17 protein-coding genes are annotated in these 23,726 nt (G+C 37.7%); 10 read left to right on the top strand and 7 right to left on the bottom strand.

Annotation, left to right across the window (positions count from 1 at the left end):
* Window positions 1-82: 82 nt before the first annotated feature.
* The 3 genes from ACQ334_RS23255 to ACQ334_RS23245 are packed head-to-tail and all read left to right on the top strand — an operon-like array spanning window position 83 to window position 5,644.
* Window positions 83-3,178, top strand: coding sequence for a SusC/RagA family TonB-linked outer membrane protein (locus tag ACQ334_RS23255; protein WP_430990683.1), 3,096 nt, complete (start codon window positions 83-85; stop codon window positions 3,176-3,178).
* 19 nt (window positions 3,179-3,197) lie between these two features.
* Window positions 3,198-4,844 carry a SusD/RagB family nutrient-binding outer membrane lipoprotein gene (locus tag ACQ334_RS23250; protein ID WP_430990682.1) on the top strand — a complete coding sequence of 549 codons (1,647 nt, stop codon included), beginning with the start codon at window positions 3,198-3,200 and terminating at the stop codon, window positions 4,842-4,844.
* A 29-nt stretch (window positions 4,845-4,873) separates the two neighbouring features.
* Window positions 4,874-5,644 carry a DUF4397 domain-containing protein gene (locus ACQ334_RS23245; protein ID WP_430990681.1) on the top strand — a complete coding sequence of 257 codons (771 nt, stop codon included), beginning with the start codon at window positions 4,874-4,876 and terminating at the stop codon, window positions 5,642-5,644.
* A gap of 80 nt (window positions 5,645-5,724) precedes the next feature.
* On the opposite strand, the gene ACQ334_RS23240 is transcribed toward ACQ334_RS23245, so the two are convergent.
* Both ACQ334_RS23240 and ACQ334_RS23235 read right to left on the bottom strand, forming a co-directional pair.
* Window positions 5,725-6,192, bottom strand: coding sequence for a hypothetical protein (locus tag ACQ334_RS23240; protein ID WP_430990680.1), 468 nt, complete (start codon window positions 6,190-6,192; stop codon window positions 5,725-5,727).
* A 10-nt stretch (window positions 6,193-6,202) separates the two neighbouring features.
* Entirely contained in the window at window positions 6,203-7,603 is a 1,401-nt protein-coding gene (locus ACQ334_RS23235) for a nucleoside recognition domain-containing protein (protein ID WP_430990679.1), read from the bottom strand.
* Window positions 7,604-7,826: 223 nt separating this feature from the next.
* On the opposite strand from ACQ334_RS23235, the gene ychF reads away from it, so the two are divergent.
* The gene (gene ychF, locus ACQ334_RS23230) at window positions 7,827-8,924 is read left to right on the top strand and encodes a redox-regulated ATPase YchF (protein WP_430990678.1); all 1,098 of its coding nucleotides are present in this window, start codon (window positions 7,827-7,829) and stop codon (window positions 8,922-8,924) included.
* 99 nt (window positions 8,925-9,023) lie between these two features.
* Here the strand turns inward: ychF and ACQ334_RS23225 are convergent, their stop codons facing one another.
* Both ACQ334_RS23225 and ACQ334_RS23220 read right to left on the bottom strand, forming a co-directional pair.
* On the bottom strand, window positions 9,024-10,316 hold the full coding sequence (locus ACQ334_RS23225; RefSeq protein ID WP_430990677.1) for a hypothetical protein: 1,293 nt from the start codon (window positions 10,314-10,316) through the stop codon (window positions 9,024-9,026).
* Between the two features lie 42 nt (window positions 10,317-10,358).
* Window positions 10,359-13,133: a TonB-dependent receptor gene (locus ACQ334_RS23220; RefSeq protein WP_430990676.1), complete on the bottom strand. Its 2,775-nt coding sequence runs from the start codon at window positions 13,131-13,133 to the stop codon at window positions 10,359-10,361.
* A gap of 137 nt (window positions 13,134-13,270) precedes the next feature.
* On the opposite strand from ACQ334_RS23220, the gene ACQ334_RS23215 reads away from it, so the two are divergent.
* From ACQ334_RS23215 to ACQ334_RS23190, 6 genes are all read left to right on the top strand, one after another.
* The gene (locus ACQ334_RS23215) at window positions 13,271-14,197 is read left to right on the top strand and encodes a phosphoribosylaminoimidazolesuccinocarboxamide synthase (RefSeq protein WP_430990675.1); all 927 of its coding nucleotides are present in this window, start codon (window positions 13,271-13,273) and stop codon (window positions 14,195-14,197) included.
* Between the two features lie 37 nt (window positions 14,198-14,234).
* Window positions 14,235-15,491 carry an NRAMP family divalent metal transporter gene (locus ACQ334_RS23210; RefSeq protein ID WP_430990674.1) on the top strand — a complete coding sequence of 419 codons (1,257 nt, stop codon included), beginning with the start codon at window positions 14,235-14,237 and terminating at the stop codon, window positions 15,489-15,491.
* Window positions 15,492-15,562: 71 nt separating this feature from the next.
* Entirely contained in the window at window positions 15,563-16,003 is a 441-nt protein-coding gene (locus ACQ334_RS23205) for an ABA4-like family protein (protein WP_430990673.1), read from the top strand.
* Window positions 16,004-16,009: 6 nt separating this feature from the next.
* Window positions 16,010-16,771 carry a hypothetical protein gene (locus ACQ334_RS23200; RefSeq protein ID WP_430990672.1) on the top strand — a complete coding sequence of 254 codons (762 nt, stop codon included), beginning with the start codon at window positions 16,010-16,012 and terminating at the stop codon, window positions 16,769-16,771.
* Between the two features lie 17 nt (window positions 16,772-16,788).
* Window positions 16,789-17,904, top strand: a complete 1,116-nt coding sequence (locus ACQ334_RS23195) for a lactonase family protein (protein WP_430990671.1) — start codon at window positions 16,789-16,791, stop codon at window positions 17,902-17,904.
* A complete protein-coding gene (locus ACQ334_RS23190) occupies window positions 17,901-18,596 on the top strand; it encodes a hypothetical protein (RefSeq protein WP_430990670.1) in 696 nt (231 codons plus the stop codon). The genes ACQ334_RS23195 and ACQ334_RS23190 overlap by 4 nt, the downstream gene beginning before the upstream one ends.
* Window positions 18,597-18,671: 75 nt before the next feature.
* Here ACQ334_RS23190 and ACQ334_RS23185 read toward each other — a convergent pair whose 3' ends face one another.
* The 3 genes from ACQ334_RS23185 to ACQ334_RS23175 form a co-directional block, all read right to left on the bottom strand.
* A complete protein-coding gene (locus ACQ334_RS23185; RefSeq protein WP_430990669.1) occupies window positions 18,672-19,613 on the bottom strand; it encodes a hypothetical protein in 942 nt (313 codons plus the stop codon).
* A gap of 269 nt (window positions 19,614-19,882) precedes the next feature.
* Entirely contained in the window at window positions 19,883-20,929 is a 1,047-nt protein-coding gene (locus ACQ334_RS23180; protein ID WP_430990668.1) for a rhodanese-related sulfurtransferase, read from the bottom strand.
* 167 nt (window positions 20,930-21,096) lie between these two features.
* Window positions 21,097-23,676: a DUF5686 and carboxypeptidase regulatory-like domain-containing protein gene (locus ACQ334_RS23175; protein WP_430990667.1), complete on the bottom strand. Its 2,580-nt coding sequence runs from the start codon at window positions 23,674-23,676 to the stop codon at window positions 21,097-21,099.
* Window positions 23,677-23,726: the final 50 nt, after the last annotated feature.

Raw genomic sequence — 23,726 nt, 5'->3', positions numbered from 1 at the left:
ATGAATTCCAATCTCCTTCAAAGAACCTTCCTGTTTGTACACTTATGTATTTAATTTTTTTAAACCAACTAAACTACACAATATGAGAAAATTTGCAAACAGATTAATTGTATTTCTGTTTTTTCTGATTCCGCTTGTTTCGCAGGCGCAAACGGTTGTTACCGGAAGGGTATTGAAAGATGACGGCTCTGCTGCCGAAGGTGCTTCTGTTACTATAAAAGGAAAGGGTACCGGAACTAAAACAGATGCCCAGGGTAACTTTACTATAAATGCTGCCAAGGGTGATGTACTGGTTATCTCGTCTGTTGATTTTGTTACACAACAGGTAACAGTTAAAGATGCCACCACCATAACAGTAAAGCTTAGACTTACCGACAAAACGCTTGATGAGGTAGTTGTTACAGCAATGGATATTAAAAGAAATCCAAAAGAACTTCCATATTCTGTACAAAAGGTATCGGGTAGCGAACTGCAGGAAACGCAAAGAGAAAATTTTGTAAACTCCCTTCAGGGTCGTGTAGCTGGTTTAACGGTTAACCAAACAGGTGGTGCTGCTGGTTCAAGCTCACAAATTGTATTGCGTGGTTTTAACTCTTTATCATTAGATAATACACCGCTTTTTGTGATTGATGGTGTAATTGCAGATAACTCTACACTTAATGAAACCAGCAATGGTGGTACTTCTTTAGGCCTTGCGTCTGACAGACCAAACAGAGGCAACGATTATTCCAACAGAATTTCTGATATTAACCCAAATGATATTGAATCAATAACTGTTTTAAAAGGACCGGAAGCAACTGCTTTGTATGGTAGCCAAGCCAGCTCTGGTGCTATTATAATTACCACTAAAAAAGCAAAGCCAACTGGAAAGCTGGCCCTTAGCTATGATAATAGTTTCAGGACTCAGACACTGAACCGATACCCTCAAAATATTTCTGCCTTTGCAGGAGGAACCAATGGCATTGCGCAGGACGTTTTTGCAGCATTTGGTCCTGCATACCAGGTAGGTACTCCCAAATACGATAATCTTAATAATTTTTTCAGAAATGGTTTTTCTCAAACCCATAATCTTTCTGCATCGTATGGTAAAAAAAATGCCAGCTTTATTTTCTCAGGTTCATTTTTTGATCAGAAATCAACTATTCCAACTAATACATACACCAGGTATAATTTAAGAGTTGGTAATACCACAAAAATTGGAAAATATATTGAGATCATGCCGTCTATTAGTTATATCAACACAGTTAATGACAAGCCGTTAAGAGGAGCAAGTGGTTATTTGTTAAACCTTTTAGTTTGGCCGGCTACAGACGATATCAGAGATTGGCAATCAGCAAGTGGTCTTAAAAAACCGCTATTCAGTTCTAATCCCAATTCAGATTTAGATAATCCTTTTTATAATGTATACAAGAATCGTAGTTCAGATAAAACCAATCGTTGGTTAGCAACATTTGGCATCAATATCAATCCTACAAAATGGTTATCTATTGCGGGAAGATTTGGTTATGATACCTATGAAAATGATGGATATACCAGGTACGATTCTATGTCGTTTTATCTAACCCGTGCTCAAAAAGGGCAGCAGGATAATTATTACAGAAGTTATTATGGCTATAACCATACGATTACCGCAACTGCAAAAAAATCTGTTGGTGATTTTACCGGTAGAATAATGGTTGGTAATATGTGGCAGGATTATGAATATCAGCAATGGGCCGTAGTTGGTAACAATCTTACAGATGCAAACCGTACAGATAGTAACAATACTGACCCTGCAACGAGGGTTCGTTTATCCAACGCCATAAAAGGTTTACCGAATTATAATATCAGAAGGTCTATGGCGTATTTTGGAGAAGTATCGATCGGATGGAAGTCGGCTGTGTTTTTGAATTATTCTCACCGCTTTGAAGAATCTTCCATTTTTCCTAAACAGTTCAGGAATTATAACTATCCTGCAGCTGGTTTAAGTGTAATCGTTACCGATTTAATACCTTCTTTAAAAAACAATATTTTAGGTTACTGGAAGCTGAGAGGTTCATTGGCAAGTACTGCAAGATCAAGTCAGCCTTATGCCAACCAATCAGTTTTTAACCAGGTACTTTCAAGTGGCCTGGGATATGCTTATGGATTTACCAACAACAATCCTTTATTACAACCCGAAAAACAACAAACTTTTGAAGTAGGTACAGAATTGAGATTTAATAATAACCGCATTTCATTAGAAGCTACTTACTATAACACCAAAAACAAGAACCTGATTGTAGAACAGTTCAGGGCAAGTTATGGTACTGGTTTTGTTTTGAACACACTCAATGTAGGAGCCAATCAAAATCAGGGAGTTGAAATTGCAGCAAGCCTCGATCTGGTAAAGAATAAAAACTTTACCTGGACCAGTCGATTGAATTTTAATAAAATGTGGAATAAGGTTTTGGAACTGCCAGCTAACGTACCAGAATTTTACCAGTCAGATACATGGCTTTATGCCAACGCACGTGGTGGCTTGGTAGTTGGAGGACCAACAACAACAATTACAGCTTACGGCTATGCAAGAAATGATGCCGGCACTTTATTAATAAGCCCAACAACAGGTTTACCGGTACTTGATAATAACTTTAGAGTAAGAGGTGATAGAAACCCTGATTTTACACTTGGCTTCGTTAATAACATGAGTTATAAAAGGTTTAGATTCAGTTTTCTTTGGGATTTAAAAGTAGGTGGCGATATATTTAACGCTACAGACAGATACCTTACTACGCAAGGCAGAAGCTTGAGAACCTTAGACAGATTAAACCCACGTGTAATTCAAGGTGTATTACAGGATGGCTTAGAAAACACTGCCACACCTACAAAAAACACTATTTCAATAACTCCTTATTACAATCAGGCATATTATACCACGATGCCTGAAGAAGAATTTATAGAAAAAGATGTGAACTGGTTAAGATTAAGGGATGTGTCTTTATCATATTCTTTCCCTGTTAAAAAAATAAAATTGCTTAGTTCATTAGGTGCATTTGTAACTATTAACGACCTGATTTTAATTACGAATTATACCGGCGCCGACCCTCAGGTAAATGGCAATACTGCGGGAAGCAGAGGCGTTGGTGCATTTGGATTTGACTATGGTAACGTAGGTACACCTGTTAGTGTAAACTTTGGTATTAAAGCAGGATTTTAAATTTAAAAAAGAAATGATTATGAAAAATATTATTTTAAAAACTTTCCTTTTTTGCACACTTGTGATTTCGTTTTTTTCGTGTTCAAAAAAAATTGATGATGTTTATCAAAACCCTAATGCTCCGGTAAGGGTTCCTGTTGAAGAATTATTACCCAATATAATTGCTTCCATGGCTGGTAATTATGCAGGGCATGGCCCGATGAACGATATCAGGTATATAGGTGCCTATGTACAGAGTTTCCAGTTCTACCTTCCTTTAAGTAATTACGACGAGATGGGCTACACTAATAACGCATCAGATATCGGGCAATCCACATGGCGTATGCATTACTATGATATCGGGCAGAATAATATGCAGATGATGGCATGGGCTGCAGAGGAAAAAAAATGGGATTATGTAGGGGTTGGTAAAGCTATTGCAGCCTGGAGCTGGTTAACCTTAACCGATTATTATGGTGATGTAATTCTAAAAGAAGCATTTCAAACAGAAAAAATAACCTTTAAGTACGATACACAAGAAGATGTATACAATTATGTTAGACAACTTTGTTTTGAAGCCTTAGATAACCTAAATAAAACAGGTGATGCTGTAAGCCAGGCTAACCTTGCCAAAGGTGATGCATTCTTTTATAATGGCGATGTAGCTAAATGGAAAAAATTTGTGTACGGTATTTTGGCAAGGTATCATAACCATCTTTCTAACAAATCTATTTACAAGGCAGATTCAGTTATTTACTATGGCAATCTTTCTATGGCTAATAACAATGATAATGCGGTAGTAAAATTTACTGCTAATTCGTTAAGTGCAACCAATAATTTCTTTGGCCCGTTCAGAGGAAATTTAACCGGAACAGGGGTTACAAATCCTACAGCAATTCGCCAGGGCGCTTATATTGCCAACCTGGTAAATGGTACTAACACCGAATTTGCAGGTGTACAAGATCCAAGAGGCTGGTATATTTTAAGAGGTAATACTAACGGCACTATTAAAGGTTTAGATCCAAACAAAGGCCAGGCAGTAATGGCGGCTAACGACAGGCCTGAAAATTTCTGGGGAGTAAGCCAGTCTGGTACTGCCAGTAATACTGCCCCTGCTAACGATCTTAACTGCCGCTATCTTTTTCGTAATAGTGCACCCTTTCCCGTTATGACGGCAAGTGAAGTGAAATTTATGATTGCTGAGGCAGCTTTTAGAAAAGGAGATAAAGCTTTGGCATACCAGGCCTACCAGGATGGTATCAGCTTAAATTTTGACATGCTTTCATCAACATACAATGTAAATATTCCTACCGGTAAAGACATTAACGCTATTAACAAGAATACTTACATGACGAATACAGCTGTAGTACCTGCAACTTCCGCTGGCTTAACTATGTCTAAAATTATGTTACAAAAATATATTGCCATGTTTGCCTGGGGTACGTTAGAAACATGGGCTGATATGAGGCGCTTTCATTATATTGACTCCTATGGAGGCCAACAGGTATATACCAATTTTGTTGTGCCTAGTGGCGGTGACCTTTTTCCTGATAACGCCACTAAACTGGTATATAGAGTAAGGCCTCGTTTTAATTCTGAATATGTATGGAACATACTGGAATTACAACGTATAGGTGCTACTAATAATGATTACCACACTGTTAAAATGTGGTTTACAGAACCTTAATAAATTCAGTCACTTTAAATAAGTAACAAATGAAAAAAATAATTAAAAATATACTGTTGGGTTCAATAATTATTGCTGCCGGCAGTTGTACAAAAAAAATCGAGTACAATGCTGAACGAATATTTGTAACCACAGATAATGCTTTAATAAAGATCAATTATTTAAGCGCCTATGTGAATAATCCGGGTGTTCAATTATCTATTAATAGCCAAAGGGTAAGTGGTTTAATTACGGGAAGAACTCCTTTTCCCGGAGGCGGTTATAATACCAATGGCTCAAATTTTCCCGACTATCTGGCGGTAGCCCCGGGAACAAATACGCTTTCTATTGCGATACCTAAAAAAAATACTAATGTAGATTCCGTAGTGCTGTTTACTACATCAATAACACTTGCATCCAATAAAAATTATACCGTGCATGTTACTGATACCCTTACTAACACTAAGGCTTTATCTATTGAAGATAACCTTACGCTTCCTGATGGTAATACCTGTAAGTACAGGTTTGTAAATATGATGCCGAATGCCCCTTTTGTAGACCTTTATTATAACACTACATTGTTAGCTACAAAAATTCCTTACCTTGGTAGCAGTGCTTATTTTAGTTATCCTGTGCAAACTGTTGCCGGTACCTGGAGCATAAGAGAAACAGGCACTTTGCCTACAAGCACAGCTATGGCAACATATTCAAGTCTTAGCACATCAACTAACCAAAGAGTATACACTGCTTTTGCTTCTGGTTATAAAGGAGCAACAGCCGCAAATACCAAACCTTATATTTCTTTTTTATTAAACCAGTAAAATAGATTTCATAATAAATTAAAAAGAGGCCGACTTAATAAGTCGGCCTCTTTTTAATTATAAGAATTCAGGGAAATTTATCAACCTTTTGAAAACCTGCCTGCTATAAACGAAAGCGGCAATCCTATCATCACAATAAGTATAAGCGCTGCCTTTATTAATCTGAACGCAGTAAAAGGAGCCGTGCGTACATTGCTTAAAGGCACTACAATAAAATTCATTATTGCCCAGATGAATAAACCATACACAATGCCTGTTAGAACCCAATTCTTCGATGGAAAATTACTTTTAGTATACAACCAGAAGAACAGTATAGTAAATGCGAATGCAATAATGTAGTGAAACAGTAAACCCACTGCTGCTCCCCCGTTGCTGGCAGTAAAATCAGTTTTACCAAAAGCTCCGGTGGCAATATAGTTTAAAACAATCAATGGATTTTTACCGGTATTAACATACACATCTACAAATGCAGACAGGATATCCAATGTGCCCACCAGCAAGCCTGCAAGCAAAATTGTTTGAAGAGGTATTTTTCTTTCAGCAATCATGACAGATATTTTATCCAAAAAATAAATAGCAAATACTAATTGCGGTTATTAAGCCCACCAGGTCTGCCAGCAACATTGCCCCGATTGCGTAGCGTGTATTTTTAATACCTACAGCTCCAAAATAAACGGCCACTACGTAAAAAGTAGTATCGGATGAGCCCTGCATAATACAACTCAATGTTCCGGCAAAAGAATTAGGCCCAAAAGTCTTCATTGTGTCCACCATCATTCCTCTTGCGCCTGCGCCACTTAAAGGCCTTATTAAAGCCGTTGGTAAAGCATCTACAAAGCGGGTATCAAAACCCATTAATCCAAATAAGCCCTTTACCCCATCAATTATAACATCAAATACACCGCTATTGCGCAACATACAAATGGCCACCAGCATGCCCACCAGGTAAGGAATAATTTTTATCGCAGTTTCAAAACCGCCTTTTGCCCCTTCAATAAAAGCATCAAACACATTTATCTTTTTAATTAAACCGCCAATTACAATCAATAAAAAAATCAGCAGAATAAATGCATTGCTGAAAATGCCGGAAAATTGCTCCAGCCCTTCCCTGTTTAAAGTAGTAAGGTACCATACCAATGCAGCTATAATTGCAGACAAACCTCCGATCCATGCCAGCACTACGGGTTGCAATAAGTTTATTTTTTGTTTGAATGAAACAATAAATAAGGCCGCCATTGTTGCCATAAAAGTGGCTATCATGCAGGGAAGAAAAATATCAGTAGGTACAGATGCTTTATTAGCTGCACGTACAGCAATTACGCTTACAGGTATTAGTGTTAATCCCGATGCATGAAGGCATAAAAACATGATCTGTGCATTGCTTGCCCTGTCTTTATCAGGGTTAAGTGTTTGCAAGGTCTCCATGGTTTTTATGCCAAAAGGCGTGGCTGCATTATCCAGCCCCAATAAGTTGGCCGAAAAATTAAGCATCATATGGCCAAATGCAGGATGGCCTTTAGGTACTTCAGGAAAAAGCCTGGTGAAAAAAGGGCCTATGATCCGGGATAAAAAATTAATTCCGCCTGCCTTTTCAGCAATACTCATAAATCCCATGAACAAAGCCATAATGCCAATCAGCCCGATACAAATAGTGACCGCATCATTGCAGGTAGCTAAAATACCGTTGGCATTTTGTTCTTTATAAGTAATAAATTTCCCGTCAGCAAGCTTTGTATATTTTGTTTCGCCAATTTTAGTTTCCTTGTTTGTAAGCAGTAATGTGGCAATTGCCGGTGGCAGGCTGGTACTGTCAATAGCTTTGGTATTAGTGGTATCGCCGCTTTTGCCTACCACCATTTTATTAAAGATCATTTTACTATCGGCCGATGTAACACACTTGATGCCTGCAGCAAAAATTGCAATTATTATAAAAGCGCTCCATATTCTGCTTAAAGCCATAGTACGATTTTAGATGTTTGATTGCAGATTTATGATCTTTTTTACCTCATAGCACTCCAATTAGCTATGAAAATAGTATTTTATTGGCAATTAAAAATCATACATCCAAAATCAGAAATCACCACTTACCTTTGCAGCCGATTTTAAAACAGGAAGTCATTATTAGTGAATGAGTAAATCCTGTAAAAATCTGCAATCGTCAATCTAAAATCTAAAATCAGTCATGGCATTACAAGCAGGCATCGTGGGGTTACCCAATGTAGGTAAATCAACTTTATTTAACGCAGTGAGTAACAGCGCCAAAGCACAGGCAAGCAACTACCGTTTTTGCACTATTGAACCCAATACCGGTTTGGTAAATGTGCCTGATCCCCGTTTGGATAAACTGGCCGAATTGGTAATTCCTGACAGAACCGTGCCTACACAGATTGAAATTGTGGACATTGCCGGCCTGGTACGTGGCGCCAGCAAAGGTGAAGGGTTGGGTAATAAATTCCTGGCCAATATCCGTGAAGTGGATGCCATCATTCATGTGATCCGTTGTTTTGAAGATGAAAATATTTTACGTGATGAAGGCCCTATTAACCCGGTAAGCGATAAAGAAATTATTGAAACTGAATTGCAGTTGAAAGATATGGAAAGCGTGGAAAAGAAAATGCAGCGTACCGAAAAAATGGCCAAGACAGATCCGAAAATGAAAGTGGAGTTGGAGATTCTTACAAAATGTAAAGAACATTTAGACAAAGGAAAAAATATTTTATCCCTTGGCTTAAGTAAAGAAGACAAAGTAGCTATTGCTGATCTTTTCTTATTGACAGATAAACCTATTTTGTATGTGGCCAATGTTGATGAAGCCAGCATGCACACCGGTAATAAATTTTCTGCCGCTTTAATTGAAGCAGTAAAAAACGAAGGCAATGAAGTGATCATCATGACCAATGCCATTGAAGCACAGATTGCAGAATTTGAAAATGCAGATGACAAAGCCATGTTTATGGAAGAATATAAAATGACGGAGCCTGCATTAGATCGTTTAATTCATTCCACTTACAAACTTTTAAACCTCTCCACCTACTTTACTGCAGGTGTACAGGAAGTAAGGGCATGGACCATTCATCAGGGCTGGAAAGCGCCTCAGGCTGCCAGTGTAATTCATACCGATTTTGAAAAAGGTTTTATTAAAGCAGAGGTAATTGCCTACGAAGATTTTATTCAATACAAAAGTGAAGCTGCCTGCCGTGAAAATGGTAAACTAAGAATTGAAGGAAAAGAATATGTAGTAAAGGATGGTGATGTGATGCACTTCAGGTTTAATGTGTAAGGTGCGAAGAGTAAATAAAGTTTTATAGAGTTTATAAAAGAGAACGGGCTTCAAAATTGAAGCCCGTTCTCTTTATTGTAAGAATTGTAAGTTGAAAAATTATTGTGGCAATAAAACTTTATCAATAATATGATACACACCATTTACTGCAAATTTATCCATAGTAACTGCTGTAGCAGTGTAGCTAAATGGAGCTCCACCCGGAGGGAAGGTACCATAGCTGGAGAACTTTAAGCTGGTAACCGCAGGCCCTGCATAAGTTGATTGCGCCATTACACCCGGGTGAACCGCAACAACATTATTTACCAATGTTTTTATAAAAATTGGAATTGCGGAAATATTGTTAGAAAATACCCTGATATTAGGTTGATATGGCGTTGTAGTGCTGGTGGTTAAAGATGCTAACAAATGATAAGCAATGATACTTTTTACTGTACTAGCTGTAAGGGCACCATACAACGCAGGATTAGAAAACACAGCAGGAGTAGATGCCAATGCAGCAGCTTGTGCAGCAGCAGTTGCGGGAGGCACTCCTTGTGCAATTAAAGCCTGGGTAATGGTTGGTATAAGTAAATTCTGAAAAGCAACATCATTAGGTGCCAAAACAGTCATGTTGGTTACCCCATAATTTAACAGAGAATCAAATTTAGATAATCCAACAGAACCACTATCAGCACGTGCAACTGCAGCCCTGAAAAAAGACAGGGAAGGTTCTGCAGCTAACATTGTTTTTAATGTAGCAGATGGTGGTGCAACCACTGTATAAGTATGATGTATTATCCCATTGGATGCCCCCTGATCCACAGCTGTAAGAGGAATATTATTTACATATGAATAAGGTGTTCCTCTTGCCGGAAAAATGTTCATCCTTACAAATTGCTGGGTTGTATCTAAAATAAACTGAGTGGTAAAAGGGTAATTAGGAAAACCGACTCCAATCGAACCCGCAGTTACTTTTTGGCCAAGTATCAAATATTTTATAATACTATAAGCAGACTTTTGAAAAGCATTATTATTGATAAAACTTACAAAAGCTGCATCAGGAGCATTTATTGGTATTGCACCCCCAGATGCCGCATTTACAAATACTTTCATCCCGGCATTATCTACCGCAAAGATCGTAAAGGTTTTAGTTGAGTCTGATAATACAGGAACTAAATTACTGTCTGGCAAGGTAGTAGACAAAATGTTTTTTGTACGTACTATCATTTTATAGAACAAACTGTCATTTGGATTTGCTGCAATTGTTGCTGCTACATTCAAGCCACTTGGATAAGTTGGTTTAGCAATCGGAGCCAATTGCTCCAGGTCCTTATTACATGCCGTTAACAGCAACGAACCTGATATAGCAACTAAGTAAAAAGCCCTCAGTTTATTATTTATTATTTTCATTATAGTAAGTTTAAAATTTAAAATTTGGTTACGGTTTAAGTATTAATAAACATTGTATCCAAAACTCAGGTAGTATAAACCACCGATCTGTGAGTTTCCAATAGCATTATAATAATACTGGTTCAGCAGATTATTAGCACCCAATTTTATTATTGATTTTGTTTTTGGCAATTTCACACTTATCTGTGCATCTAAAGTATGTACATCAGGCAGGTTACCGCTGGCAAAATCTCCCTGGTAGTAGAATGCCTGCTGCCACCTGTACGCTACATTAAAGCCCATGCGTTTATCAGGACCAAATCCTGAATTACCAAAGCTGGCATTCGCTTTATATTTTGGTGCATTAAAATATGCTACAAAATTTGCAGGTACATCTTTTAATACATCAGATGCTACGTTAGCACCCACTGTAAAATTCAAAGGCAGCCTGTAATCTACACTAAGCCCAAAACCATAGGTTTTTACTTTGTCGGTAGAATTAACCACTACAGAAATATTCCTTCTCTTACTTGGGTTAGCAGTATCAGCCGCATTTCCCGAAGTAGTCTGTATAGTATTTACTCTTCCGGTAAAATCCTGGTATTGTCCATAATAACCGTATACATCAATCAATAGTTTGCTTCCTAACATTAATCCTTTGTAGCCCACTTCAAATGAACTTACTGATTCTGGTTTTACTGCCGGTGGATTAAATGCTTTAAAATTACTTAGTGTAGACGATCCTGTTGTAGTACTGAAAGTGTACAATGGATTACCAGGGAAACCAAAAGCATTTGCAAATGTTGGGTTACTACCGATTAAACGGGTACTACCCACCTGCAGGTTAATATATTGTTGCTGGCTGCTGGGGAAACGATATGCAGTCTGGTAAGAGAAACGTAAGTTATTATTCTCTGCCAGTTTAACCAAAGCAGTTACCCTTGGTGTAAAACGGCCTTTAAAATTATCCATTTTATCGTACCTGCCGGATACCGTTAATTTTAGGCGATCAATAATTTGTCTTGTTGCCTGAATATAAGCACCATAAGTAGCTATACCAATGGTACCAGCTGAATCTGCAAATAAAGTTCCTTGTGAATTCAACACATATTTTTTATAGTTTGCACCTACCAAGATATCAGCGAAATCTTTTGTAACTGAGGTAAGGTTATAATTACCTTCTACAGAATACAGATCAGATTTATCTAACAACAAACCACCATTCTGAGAGATGGGCCTTCTGCGGATAGCATCATAAGCAGCATTAAATGAAGGTGTACCTGCGGTCGGCCTTCCCACATCTGCTAAAGCTCTTGAAGCCTGCTGAGCATCATACTGTGTCATCCCGTTCATCAGGTTGCTTAAATAAGAAAACGCATATTGAATATACCAGTCAGTTGGCAGTGGTGTTGGATTACCGGCCGCATCGGTAGTAACTGATTTTTTCCATGATTCATTAAACAACCTTGTAGTTGCAGTGGCGTTATAAGACTCTCCTGCATTTTCCTGTGTAGTATAGGCTCTTAAAGACCAGTTTTTATTATTCAATTCTAATTTGTACTGGCCCATTTTAAAATCTTTCAATGAATACCTGTCGCTACCTGTATAAACAGTATTACCTGTACCCCAATATCCTGCTAATACGGCTTCAGTGTTTTGAGATAATTTATAATGTAAAGATCCTGCCAGCTTGAAATTGATGGTATTAGGATTCAACAATTCTTTTTCTGAATATCCTGTACGGGAAACATTTTGTGGCGTAGCCAATAAATTATTAGCTGCAATAAAGTTGGCAGCACCCGGTAAACTTGCTGCAATGCTGGCATAAAATGCACGGATGTCAACAGTGGTTTCATCTCCATAAACATTGATACCATCATAATTAGGATCAGTTTTTCTGTCGCCCGCAATTACAGCACCAGTAGTACCTGTCCTGCTGTAGTTCCTGCTGTCTGTTCCCTGCCAGTCTTTTGCCTGTATTAATTCTGCGTTGATCTTAAATGCAAATTTTTCGGATACTTTTTTACCCCAACGTAAATTCCAGTTATGGTAAGGTGATAAAGGCCTTTGCCTGCCATCAGTATTCATCATACCTTCTTTAACTAAAAAAGACAGCCCCTGGTATTTAAAAGGATTTTTACTGGTCATCAGTAAAGTACCGTTCATACCGCCAGGACCATATAATGCAGAAGATGCACCTGATAGCAATTCTATATTATCAACATCCAGTTCACTTAAACCAATGATAGCGCCTACAGAAAAGTTAAGTCCCGGCGCCTGGTTATCCATTCCATCTACCAATTGATTAAACCTGGTATTACCGCTACTGTTAAAACCACGGGTGGTAGGTGTTTTAAAAGTCAATGAAGAGGTAGTTACATCCACTCCTTTAAGTGCCATCACCACATCATAAAAGTTTGCAGCCGGGGCGCTGCGTATTTGTGCCGCACTTACCCTTTCAATAGAAACCGGGGATTCCAGAATTTTCTGTGGCACACGGGTTGCAGATACCACAACTTCCTGCCCTAATGCCGATGTTGGTTTAAATTCGACCTGGGTAAACGACGCACTACTTATCGTTACTTCCTGCAATTCGTACCCCACTGAGGAAATCAACAGAGTTACCGGTAAGCTTTTTACCGATAATTTAAAATTTCCTTTATCATCTGTAAACGTTCCTGTGGATGCTCCTTTAATGGTTACGGATACGGCACCAGCACCTTCTTTGGAAGCGCTGTTACGTACATTTCCGCTTACAGTTACATTTTGTGCAAAGGCCGCAATCGTTAAAACATTGGCCAGTAAAAAAGCAACCGCATAGCTTGCAAATTTTCTCATATAGCTTTTATTTGGGTTAAAATATAAGGCAAAATAAGCATTGTTATTTTTTTATTGAAATTTTCTTTCCAACTGCCTGTTGAATACTAATTGTAACAAATTTAGGCATTTATAACACTTGATGGTACTTTAGCGGTATGAGCCCATTTAAATTCCCCCATCAAACCGCTTTTTATAAAGGCAAGGTGAGAGATGTGTACTACATTTCTAACAATTTATTGGTAATGATAGCCAGCAATCGCATCTCCGCATTTGATGTTATCCTGCCCCGCCCTATTCCGTTTAAAGGACAAGTATTAACACAAATTGCTGCATATATGCTGCAAGCCACCAAAGATATATGCCCCAACTGGTTACTATCTACTCCGGCTCCTAATGTTAGTATCGGCACAAAGTGCGAACCGTTTAAGATTGAGATGGTGGTCCGGGGCAACCTTACCGGCCATGCATGGAGAACGTATTCCTCGGGCAATAAAATATTGTGTGGGGTAACAATGCCCGAAGGCATGAAAGAGAATGACTATTTTCCCACACCAATTATTACACCAAGTACCAAAGCTGCCGAAGGACACGATGAAGATATCAGCGCTGAAGAAATTATTAAACAAGGTTTAGCTAGTGAAGCCGAATGGAAAATATTAAGTGCTTATGCATTGCAGCTTTTTGAAAGAGGTAAAGCAATTGCAGCCAGGCAAGGTTTGATCTTAGTAGATACAAAATATGAATTTGGGAAACTGGGTGATAATATTGTTTTGATGGATGAAATTCATACCCCCGACAGCAGCAGGTATTTTTATGCTGATGGTTTTGAAGAAAGGCAACAACAAGGTGAACGCCAGAAACAACTGAGTAAAGAATTTGTAAGAGAATGGCTGATTGAAAATAATTTTATGGGCAAGGAAGGACAAACCGCTCCTGCAATGAGCGACGAATGGGTGGAAGTGATCAGCAAAAGATATATCGAGTTGTATGAAAAAGTAATTGGCGAAAAATTTGTGCCGCAGGAATTAAGTGAAGAAGAAACAGAAAAAATAATTGTTGCTGAATTAAACAAGCTGGTATAAAATTGATTGCATTTTGTAAGTGCTACCTTTACGCATTATGCAGCATACAAATTCATTTGCACAAAAGATAAAAAAATACTGGCAACTACTGGGGCCGGGATTGATTACCGGGGCAAGTGATGATGATCCTTCAGGTATTGCCACCTATTCCCAGGCAGGGGCAAAATTTGGCACTAAACTTTTATGGACTGCAATTTTCACATATCCATTAATGGCTTCCCTGCAGGAGATGTGTGCAAGAATCGGGTTAGTTACCGGGCAGGGATTAACAGGAACGATAAAACGTTACTACAGTAAATCCATTTTATACCTCATTCTTTTAATTAGTTTTCCTTCCATCACACTTAATGTTGGTGCAGATATTGCAGGCATGGGTGCTGTAGGTAGCCTGATGGTGCCGCAGGTTCCTCCATTTATTTTTTCTATATTTTTTACCATCTTATTGATGGTGAGTTTTATTTTTTTCAGCTACCGTAAAATTGCCACGATTTTAAAATGGCTCTGCATTGTTTTATTCAGTTATATTCTTATCCCTTTTTTAATTCATATTGACTGGCTCACCGTTTTAAAAAGTGCGGTGATACCCAAATTTGAAAACAATGCAGAATATTTTATGGCACTTGTTGGTATTTTAGGTACTACCATTTCTCCCTATTTATTTTTCTGGCAAGCCTCTATGGAAGTAGAAGAAGTGCAGGAGAAAAAAATAATTGTAGATAAGCTGATCATTGCAGATATGCAGTTTGATGTAAAAGGAGGTATTGCGTTTTCTAATTTTGTTTTCTTTTTTATGATACTTACTACCGGTACTGTTTTGTTTAATGCCGGCATACATAACATCAACACCGTAGAAGAAGCTGCACAGGCTTTAAAACCTTTGGCAGGCAATATGGCTTATGCCTTATTTGCAATGGGTGTAATAGGCACTGGTTTGCTGGCAATACCTGTACTGGCAGGTGCTTTAAGCTATATGATGGCCGAAACTTTTGGCTGGCAAGAAGGATTGAGTAAAAAATTTAACGAAGCAAAAGGATTTTATATCACAATGATCGTTTCGCTTATACTCGGGCTACTGATGCATTTTTTAGGCATCAGCCCCATTAAAGCGTTAATCTACACTGCGGTATTATATGGTATTACAGCCCCGGTTTTAATTGCCCTGATCTTGCATATCTGCAATAATAAAAAGATCATGGGCCATTTCACCAACAAACCTTTTCAAAACATATTTGGTATTCTTTCTTTACTTTTAATGACTGCGGCAGCAGTTGCGTTGATTTATTTTTCTGTTTGATAAGTTTATACTCCCTGATTTTATTTGTAGCTTTCTGCTTCTTATATTTTTAGTCATTTCAAATTATTACCATGATCCCGGATACTATTTTTAAACTTTGTAATACCATTGCTTTACTGGCATGGGTCATTCTTATCTTTGCAACTCCTTTCTGGAAACATACCCACAAATTTTTAGTTGGTATTGTGATCACACTTTTCTGTTTGGTATATTCCTGGTTGATATGTACTAATTTTCATGCTGCTGATTTTCAGAAATTCAGCACCCTTGATGGTGTAGTAAGTTTGTTTGCTGATAAAACAGTAGTAGTTGGTGGCTGGGTGCATTACTTAGCTTTTGATTTAATGACCGGCATTTGGATAACCAGCAATGCCAAACAATACGGCATTAACCATTGGCTAATAACGCCGGCTTTATTTTTTACTTTTATGCTGGGGCCAGTAGGTTTGCTACTCTATCTTTTGATACGATTTGCAAAAACTAAAAACTATTTTGCAGCAAATTATAATTAATTCACAATGGAAATTTTTGCAGAACTCCATCGCAGAAACAAATTACTTTACTGGTTTGGCTTGTTTAATATTGCAGTTGGCCTTGCTTGTATTATGTTACAATTTATTGATGACACACAAATACTCCATGTAAGCCGTTGGTTAAAGCCAATGAAATTTTATCTCTCTGTAGGTATAATGGTATTAACTTTTGACTGGTTGTTATTTTATTTAAATAATCCAAAAAAAATAAAAATTTATTCCTGGCTTATTGTGATCACTATGCTTTTTGAAAATGGATTTATTTTAATGCAGGCTATAAGACACACCACTTCTCATTTTAATATTACCAGTTCATTTAATGGTATGGTATTTTCCATCATGGGTTTATTAATCCTCCTATTTACTATTGTTTGTATTTTCATCACCGTCAGTTTTTTCAGGCAAAAAGAATTTACAATTCCACCTGCCTATTTTTGGGGCATCCGGCTTGGATTGGTATTGTTTCTTATATTTTCAATAGAAGGTGGTATGATGGTGGCATTACTTAAACATACCGTTGGCGGCGCAGATGGCAGCGAAGGCCTTCCTGTTTTAAACTGGAGCAAGAAATATGGCGATCTTCGGATTGCACATTTTATGGGAATACATGCATTACAGGTTATACCGCTGTTAGGGTATTATGTTGCCAGAAATAAAAATCAACTATTTTTATACACGGCTATCTACTTTATGTTTACAGCAGCTCTTTTTCTACAGGCAATAAAAGGCATCCCTTTATTTTTTTAAACAACCTAATTAATCAAATGAAAAAAATTATTGTTTCGTTATTTTTATTTTTTCCGCTGGCCATTATGGCACAGGAAAATTATTTATTGATCGGCACTTATACCGGTGGCAAAAGCGAAGGTATCTACGTGTATAAATTTAATTCTACGACCGGTGATAACAGTTTTGTAAGTGTTGTTAAAAGCTCCAACCCTTCTTTCCTGGCCATTTCTCCCAACCAGAAATATGTGTATGCGGTAAATGAAAATGCTGATAGCACAAGGTTTACTGTGGGTGGTAATATTTCGGCATTTTCTTTCAACAAAAAAAATGGTACTTTAACCGAGATCAACAAACAACCGTCAGGGGGTAAGCATCCCTGTTATGTTGCCATTGATAAAACAGGCCAATGGGTTTTTGCCGGCAACTACACCAGTGGAAGTATTGGTTTATTACATGCTAATAAAGATGGTTCACTAGACACATTAAAACAAACCATACAACACAATGGATCGGGGCCAAATACGGACAGGCAAAAAGGGCCGCATGTACACTCCACTAATCTTTCTGCAGATAATAAATATTTGTACGTGCCGGACCTTGGTATTGATAAAGTGATGATCTATAGTTTTGATAAAACCAAAGGAGTCTTAAAATATAAAACTGAAGCGCCGTCCACTCCCGGCAATGGCCCAAGGCATATGTCCTTTTCTCCCGATAATAAATTTGCTTACCTGATGGAAGAAATGAGCGGCACCGTAGTTTGTTATAAATTAAATAATGGCAGTTTACAAATGCAGCAGCGCATCAGTGCATTGCCTGCTGATTTTAAAGGTGCCATTGGCAGCGCCGACATACATGTTTCTCCTGATGGTAAATTTTTGTATTGCAGTAACCGGGGCGATGCCAACACCATCAGTATTTTTTCTGTTGACAGAACAACGGGAAAGTTAACTTTAAAAGGAGATCAATCTACAATGGGTAAAACACCCAGGAACTTTAATTTCGATCCTTCAAGCAATTTTTTACTGGTGGCCAATCAAAACACAGATGATATTTTTATTTTTAAAGTAGATAAGAAAACCGGTATGTTAACTGACACAGGAAAGAAAATAAGTGTGGGCAGCCCGGTTTGTTTAAAATGGATAAAATGAAAAAAATAGTGCTCTCATTATTCTACCTGGCTTCATTTTACATTTGTAATGCGCAAGGGACAGAAATTATAAACAATCAAAAAGTCATTACCAATGAAATGATTTTTTATACCCCCTTTGAGTTTAAAAAAAATAAGCAACCTTTATTTTTAGTGAATGATAAAGAAGTTGCCACTATTGCTTTTTACAACCGGGAAGAATTAAAAAAGATAACAGTGATACAACCTAATGCTGGTAACACGGCATTTGGCAAAAAGGGTAAAAACGGGGTAATAGTTGTTGAATTAAAAGATCCCGAAAAAACACCTGAAGTTGAAATATTAACCAATAAGATCTATTACAAATGTGCAGTTGCAGGAAAGATAGTTGACACTACACAAAAATATTACGACGATCGTAATGGGAAAAATTGTGCGGTATTGGATTTAAGAGATACCTCAAACACTCCCGTTTTATATTCCGGTTTTTCTAACGAGATTAAAATAACCCATCTTGGAGTTGGCTGGGATATGACAACTGTGTCTGTTAGTGGAGCCACAGCAACACGTTCAGAGGCCTTAGGCAATTATAAAATACTAATTAAAAAAGAAACCCCTGTAAAAATTACCATTTCAACCTGCACAACGCCTGATACCTGTAAACAAAAAGAAATTATTTTCAGGGTTATACCGCTTCCGAAAACGGGTACCTGATTTGTAGTTGATAAAATAACAATAAAAAGCCGGATCAGTTTTGATCCGGCTTCTATTATAAGTTTTATATTTTACTTAGTATGGTAAGATAGTTGTAATGCTTACTCCAACAGCATTAGTCCAAACAATCTTCATGTAGTAAGTGCCGGTACCTGGGCAGGAAGTTGGATTACCTGTAGCATCTAAACCAAAAGTAACATCTACCTGGCGCAATAATTTACTGTGTTTTACACGGCCACTGGTTAAACGGAAATTACAATCCTGGCGAATTACCATCGGGTCGATAATGGCTGTAACAAATGCATTGCCTAAACGGTTAGTACCCCATTCAGAAATACCTGTAATTCCACCATCAGTATGGGTACCTGTTGTGCTGATGACTAAACCATTATTATAAGTAAACACTCTTTGTTTACCCACCTGCCAGTTACGTTGTGTACCATCATCAAATGTGATAGACATACCAGGACTTGACAATGTATGGGTGATGGTGCCGATTGTTGGTAATTGATATAATAAACCACCGGTAACATTCGTAACTACTTCACTACCATTGATGGTGATACTTTTACCATCGCTTACCCTTGTGATTTTTATAGTGTTGTAAGTAATTGTTAACTGAGCCCCTGCGTTTTTCCATTTATCTCCTGCAGGAATAGAAACAGTAATTGAACCTGTACGTGTACGTGTACCGGCACAGTTTAAACCATTGTAAGTAATAGTCAAAGTTCTTACGGCATTTAAAGTATCGTAAGTAATAGTGCTGTTACAAGGGCTTAAAAAGTGATTTAAAAGGTTGCCGCCAGTAACTGCCATTACATTTTCTACTGAAGTACTGGCATCTGTAGTCACCTCATCCATAAGGTTAGATACATTAGCCTGGTCATCAGACTGAATTTTTGATTCGGTCACATTTTCTGATGTGCCATTGTTGTCGTTGTTAGTTTTTTTACAAGACGTGAACAAAACGGATGAGCTTAATAAAAGCCCCATAGAGACGATGATAACTTTTTTCATAACATTTATAATTTTTTGTGGTGAATTAATACCACTCATAGACTGTGGACCTGCAAAAGGGTTTAACAGAGGGTTAAATATTTTTTAAATTCTTTTTACGGTAGCAGAACGTTGTAAACGGGAAAATATTGCGTATAAAACCCACAAAAGCAAGCCAGGGCGGCATTCTGGTAACCTATTGGAAGCACCATAAATACTTACACATACTACAGGTATATTCAAAAATATAGTACAGGCAATAAAAGATGTACTGATTATTACAGTATTAATTATATCCCATTAATCTCATCCAATCTTGGCCGCAACCGTTTCTTACTTTTATTAAATACCATCATGCCTTTATCAATTCCTTTGCGGAGTTCTTTTTGTTCTTCAACAGGCAGATTATAAACGGTTTGGCAGGCCTGGCTGCAGCAGCCATCGTATTGGGTGGCACAGGCTTCGCATTGTATAAATAATAAATGACAGCCGTCGTTTTTGCAATTGGTGTGGGTATCGGCCGGCTGTCCGCATTGGTGGCATTTGGCAATCACATCTTCTGTAATACGCTCTCCCAGCCTGTCGTCAAACACAAAATTCTTACCAATGAATTTACTTTGTAAACCTTTCGCTTTAGCCTGCTGTGCATAATTGATAATGCCGCCTTCCAGGTGAAAAACATTTTTAAATCCGTTGTGCAACATGTAGGCACTGGCTTTTTCGCAACGGATACCCCCGGTGCAATACATAATGATATTCTGATCTTTTTTATCCTGCATCATTTCTACTGCCATGGGCAATTGTTCACGAAAAGTATCGCTGGGTATTTCCATGGCTTTTTCAACGTGGCCTACTTCATATTCGTAATGATTGCGCATATCTATTACTACGGTATTATCATCCTGCAGTAATTCATTCATCTGTTCAGCATTCACATACTTTCCTTTTCTCTCCATGCTGAAGCTGGCATCTGTAATACCATCGGCAACAATTTTTTCTCTTACTTTAATTTTTAATACCCAGAACGATTTACCATCGTCATCTACAGCAATATTCAATCTTAATCCATTGAGTGGCTCAATAGAATACAAGTAATTTTTTAATGCTTCAAAATTACTTTCCGGCACGCTTATCTGTGCGTTAATACCTTCATGTGCCACGTAAATACGACCAAATACTTTTAATGCATTTAAAGCCGTATACAGTTCATCACGAAATTGTTGAGGATCAATAACAGGGAAATACTGGTAAAATGAAATGGTGGTGCGGTGCTCCGTTTCCTGGTACAATAATTTTTTTAGCTCCGCCTGGGAAATACGGTTGTGTAATACTGCCATAGTTTTAAAATTTGATCCTGTTTTTGCACATATGGTCTGACGTCCTCGTCTGACCATGTACGCTCTATTCAGGAAATCTTTTGATGACCAGGGAAAATGCCCGGTCATTTATTTGATTGGATGCTTGCAGGGCAAACCAAATTACTATGGCAAAGATAAATTAAAAATTATAAACCTAATGAAACGCCCCTGCCACCTGCACCGGGTTTTATGCTGCTACCAATAATGCCGCCAAACCCTATACGGATGCCGGTTGTCCCTTTCTTTCCATTTTCGTAGGCTGTAACAAAATCAACCCGTAAAATTTTGAAGATATTTTCAAGCCCCATAAATACTTCGGCGTAATTGCTATTCTTGTTGACATAAAAAGCATTGCCCCCAACCACTAAATTCCAGTTAAGCTTTTTAAACATCGGAATTTTGTTGGTCAGCAACCCGTTTAAGTGGTGTTCAAGATGAACTATCGAATAAAAATCGGCAGCTGTGCTATTGGCATAGTAAGAAGCTAATTGAAAACTGTTTACGTATTCACTTGCCGCAGTGGAACGGTTGCCATTGAAATGCTGAAAGTCCTGTATAAATACTTTTTTGTTATTCAGAAAACCTCCTACCCCGATTTTGTATTTTAATTCTCCCGCTAACTTAAAATTCTTTGTATCACTAACAGTAAATTTCCATTTATCAAAATTCACATCACTGCCAAAAATATTTTCAATGCCCTTGGTATAATTTAAACTGAATGTAGGATACTTAGATCCTATAGCCACTTTGTTCCCGGGAAATTCAATATATTTTTGCCCGGGTTTTATACTGACATCAAAGCTTAAAATAACTGCCTGGTGGCGGCTGAACTGCTGAGCAATTCTTTCGTAAGGATAATTTGGTGTAATGTTAACCGAATCTTTTTTAAAGATGGTAAACTTGCTGGTATTCTCTACCGGTATGCGATCTTCATACAAGGCATTAACAGAAAACCTTAGCCCACTTTCATACCTTTTATTAAAACCTACGCTGCCAAAATAATTCTCGTAAATTTTTAAAAAATTATCCCCCCACAATAAAGTGGTAATACTATTGTTCAATGGCGTTATAGTACTTTCTTTATTAAACTGGCTCACACGTTTACCACCAGACAAGGACCAGCTTTGACGTTTTATTTTTTTATCACTGCTCCAGTCTCTGGTACTAAAACTAAGATCGGCCCAGGCATTTAAATGCGTATTACTAAAACCATACCTCACATGTGGCTTGATGGAAAAATTAGATTTTAATTTTTTAAGGTACCGGTTATAATAAATGTTGGTATTCAACACTACTCCTTCTACAGTATTGTATTCAAGGTTTTTTATTAACGATTCCACCCCCCAAGTGGTAGAACCCGTTTTTGTATAGTGCCTCCTGTTTAAACCAGTCCAGAAAATATCCAGCACTTTTATCTTGCCTTGTTTTTTATTCAAAGAATCCACTGATCGTTTACTTAACAAAGAATCTTTCTGCAGCAGGTACATACTATCTTTTACTTCATAATCTTTTTTCTCTTCGGGCTCAAGTGGCACGGGCCGTATCGTATCCCAATATTCCTTTGGTTTTTTATTTACTGCCGTATCATATTTTATAATCACATTATCAAAATATTTTTTACTGAAAGAAGGATTTATGACATAGTTAGAATAAACGTTTACAAAATTCCCAATAGCATCAATACCAATCAGTTTAAAATTAAAATGCAGCAATTGGTTTTTCACCCGCCATACATCATTGCCTACAGGCACGTAAAATTGTGTCAGTTGCAGGGTGTCTAAAATTTCTAATTGCGAAGTTTTAGTAAGCTTTAAATCACAACTATGTATGCGCCAGTCTCCTTCAGTAATATAAATCACACCGGAAAATAAAGGTTCATAATTTCTTCTTGGTGTTACCCTGATGCTGTTCACTTCTTTGCCATCTTCAAAAAAACTACCCAGGAATTTATATTTGTAAAACCCGATTGCGCCATCGGCAATCGGCGAAACAAATCCACGTGGATTCAGTTTTTCTGTAAATACTTTTACATTGTTAGTATACAAACTGATAAATGTAGGAAAAGTAAAACCAAAACCTCCGCTGCCACTTACCCTGCTGCTGAGTACTTCCATTTTAAATTTGTCGGGTTGTTTGGTGTGCACTTTTGCTACTGACTCCGATAAATAAATAATACCCTGTCCCGAAGAATCCAATCCCATTTCACTTCTGTCTCCATCAGGAATTTTCTGCCCCATTATTTTTCTAGGCAGGCTACGTAATTTGATAAGGTCTTTAGCATACAAGTCACACTCAAAAGCATTCACCTGTTTATTATAATAGTTTCTTTTTTTAATCGCCTGCCGGATGATAGCATAAGCAGGATCTTCGCCGCCGCTTTTTACAATCACTTCCTTCAGGTCCAGTTTCTGTTCCGTAAGTACAAAAGCAATTTGCAGGTCAGGCACGCCAATATCATCCTGCTTAACAGTTACTGTTTTTTCCTGCTTTGTATAACCAATATGCTGACAAACGATGGTGTACGTACCGGCCGCCACATTAAAGGAAAATTTGGCCCTGTTGTTGGCACTGGCCCCAACAGAGGTTCCTTTAATTGTAACCGAAGCATAAGGCAACAAATCTCCTTTAGTATTAAATACAGTTCCGGAAATTTTTTGCGCTAAAGAATAGAAACTAAGGAATACGAAACCCGATAATAGTATAAAACGCATAGAAGATTTTAACATTAGACGAAATTAAAACCGGGATTGTTACAAAGCTGTGAAAGGAATAATAT

The sequence above is a fragment of the Ferruginibacter sp. SUN106 genome (genome assembly GCF_050611765.1).
GTDB lineage: Bacteria > Bacteroidota > Bacteroidia > Chitinophagales > Chitinophagaceae > Ferruginibacter.
This window is presented reverse-complemented; position numbering and strand designations above follow the sequence as displayed.

Coding starts and splice junctions, on each gene's coding strand:
- ACQ334_RS23255 (WP_430990683.1), top strand. CDS start 83: ATGAGAAAATTTGCAAACAGATTAATTGTATTTCTGTTTTTTCTGATT.
- ACQ334_RS23250 (WP_430990682.1), top strand. CDS start 3,198: ATGAAAAATATTATTTTAAAAACTTTCCTTTTTTGCACACTTGTGATT.
- ACQ334_RS23245 (WP_430990681.1), top strand. CDS start 4,874: ATGAAAAAAATAATTAAAAATATACTGTTGGGTTCAATAATTATTGCT.
- ACQ334_RS23240 (WP_430990680.1), bottom strand. CDS start 6,192: ATGATTGCTGAAAGAAAAATACCTCTTCAAACAATTTTGCTTGCAGGC.
- ACQ334_RS23235 (WP_430990679.1), bottom strand. CDS start 7,603: ATGGCTTTAAGCAGAATATGGAGCGCTTTTATAATAATTGCAATTTTT.
- ychF (WP_430990678.1), top strand. CDS start 7,827: ATGGCATTACAAGCAGGCATCGTGGGGTTACCCAATGTAGGTAAATCA.
- ACQ334_RS23225 (WP_430990677.1), bottom strand. CDS start 10,316: ATGAAAATAATAAATAATAAACTGAGGGCTTTTTACTTAGTTGCTATA.
- ACQ334_RS23220 (WP_430990676.1), bottom strand. CDS start 13,133: ATGAGAAAATTTGCAAGCTATGCGGTTGCTTTTTTACTGGCCAATGTT.
- ACQ334_RS23215 (WP_430990675.1), top strand. CDS start 13,271: ATGAGCCCATTTAAATTCCCCCATCAAACCGCTTTTTATAAAGGCAAG.
- ACQ334_RS23210 (WP_430990674.1), top strand. CDS start 14,235: ATGCAGCATACAAATTCATTTGCACAAAAGATAAAAAAATACTGGCAA.
- ACQ334_RS23205 (WP_430990673.1), top strand. CDS start 15,563: ATGATCCCGGATACTATTTTTAAACTTTGTAATACCATTGCTTTACTG.
- ACQ334_RS23200 (WP_430990672.1), top strand. CDS start 16,010: ATGGAAATTTTTGCAGAACTCCATCGCAGAAACAAATTACTTTACTGG.
- ACQ334_RS23195 (WP_430990671.1), top strand. CDS start 16,789: ATGAAAAAAATTATTGTTTCGTTATTTTTATTTTTTCCGCTGGCCATT.
- ACQ334_RS23190 (WP_430990670.1), top strand. CDS start 17,901: ATGAAAAAAATAGTGCTCTCATTATTCTACCTGGCTTCATTTTACATT.
- ACQ334_RS23185 (WP_430990669.1), bottom strand. CDS start 19,613: ATGAAAAAAGTTATCATCGTCTCTATGGGGCTTTTATTAAGCTCATCC.
- ACQ334_RS23180 (WP_430990668.1), bottom strand. CDS start 20,929: ATGGCAGTATTACACAACCGTATTTCCCAGGCGGAGCTAAAAAAATTA.
- ACQ334_RS23175 (WP_430990667.1), bottom strand. CDS start 23,676: ATGTTAAAATCTTCTATGCGTTTTATACTATTATCGGGTTTCGTATTC.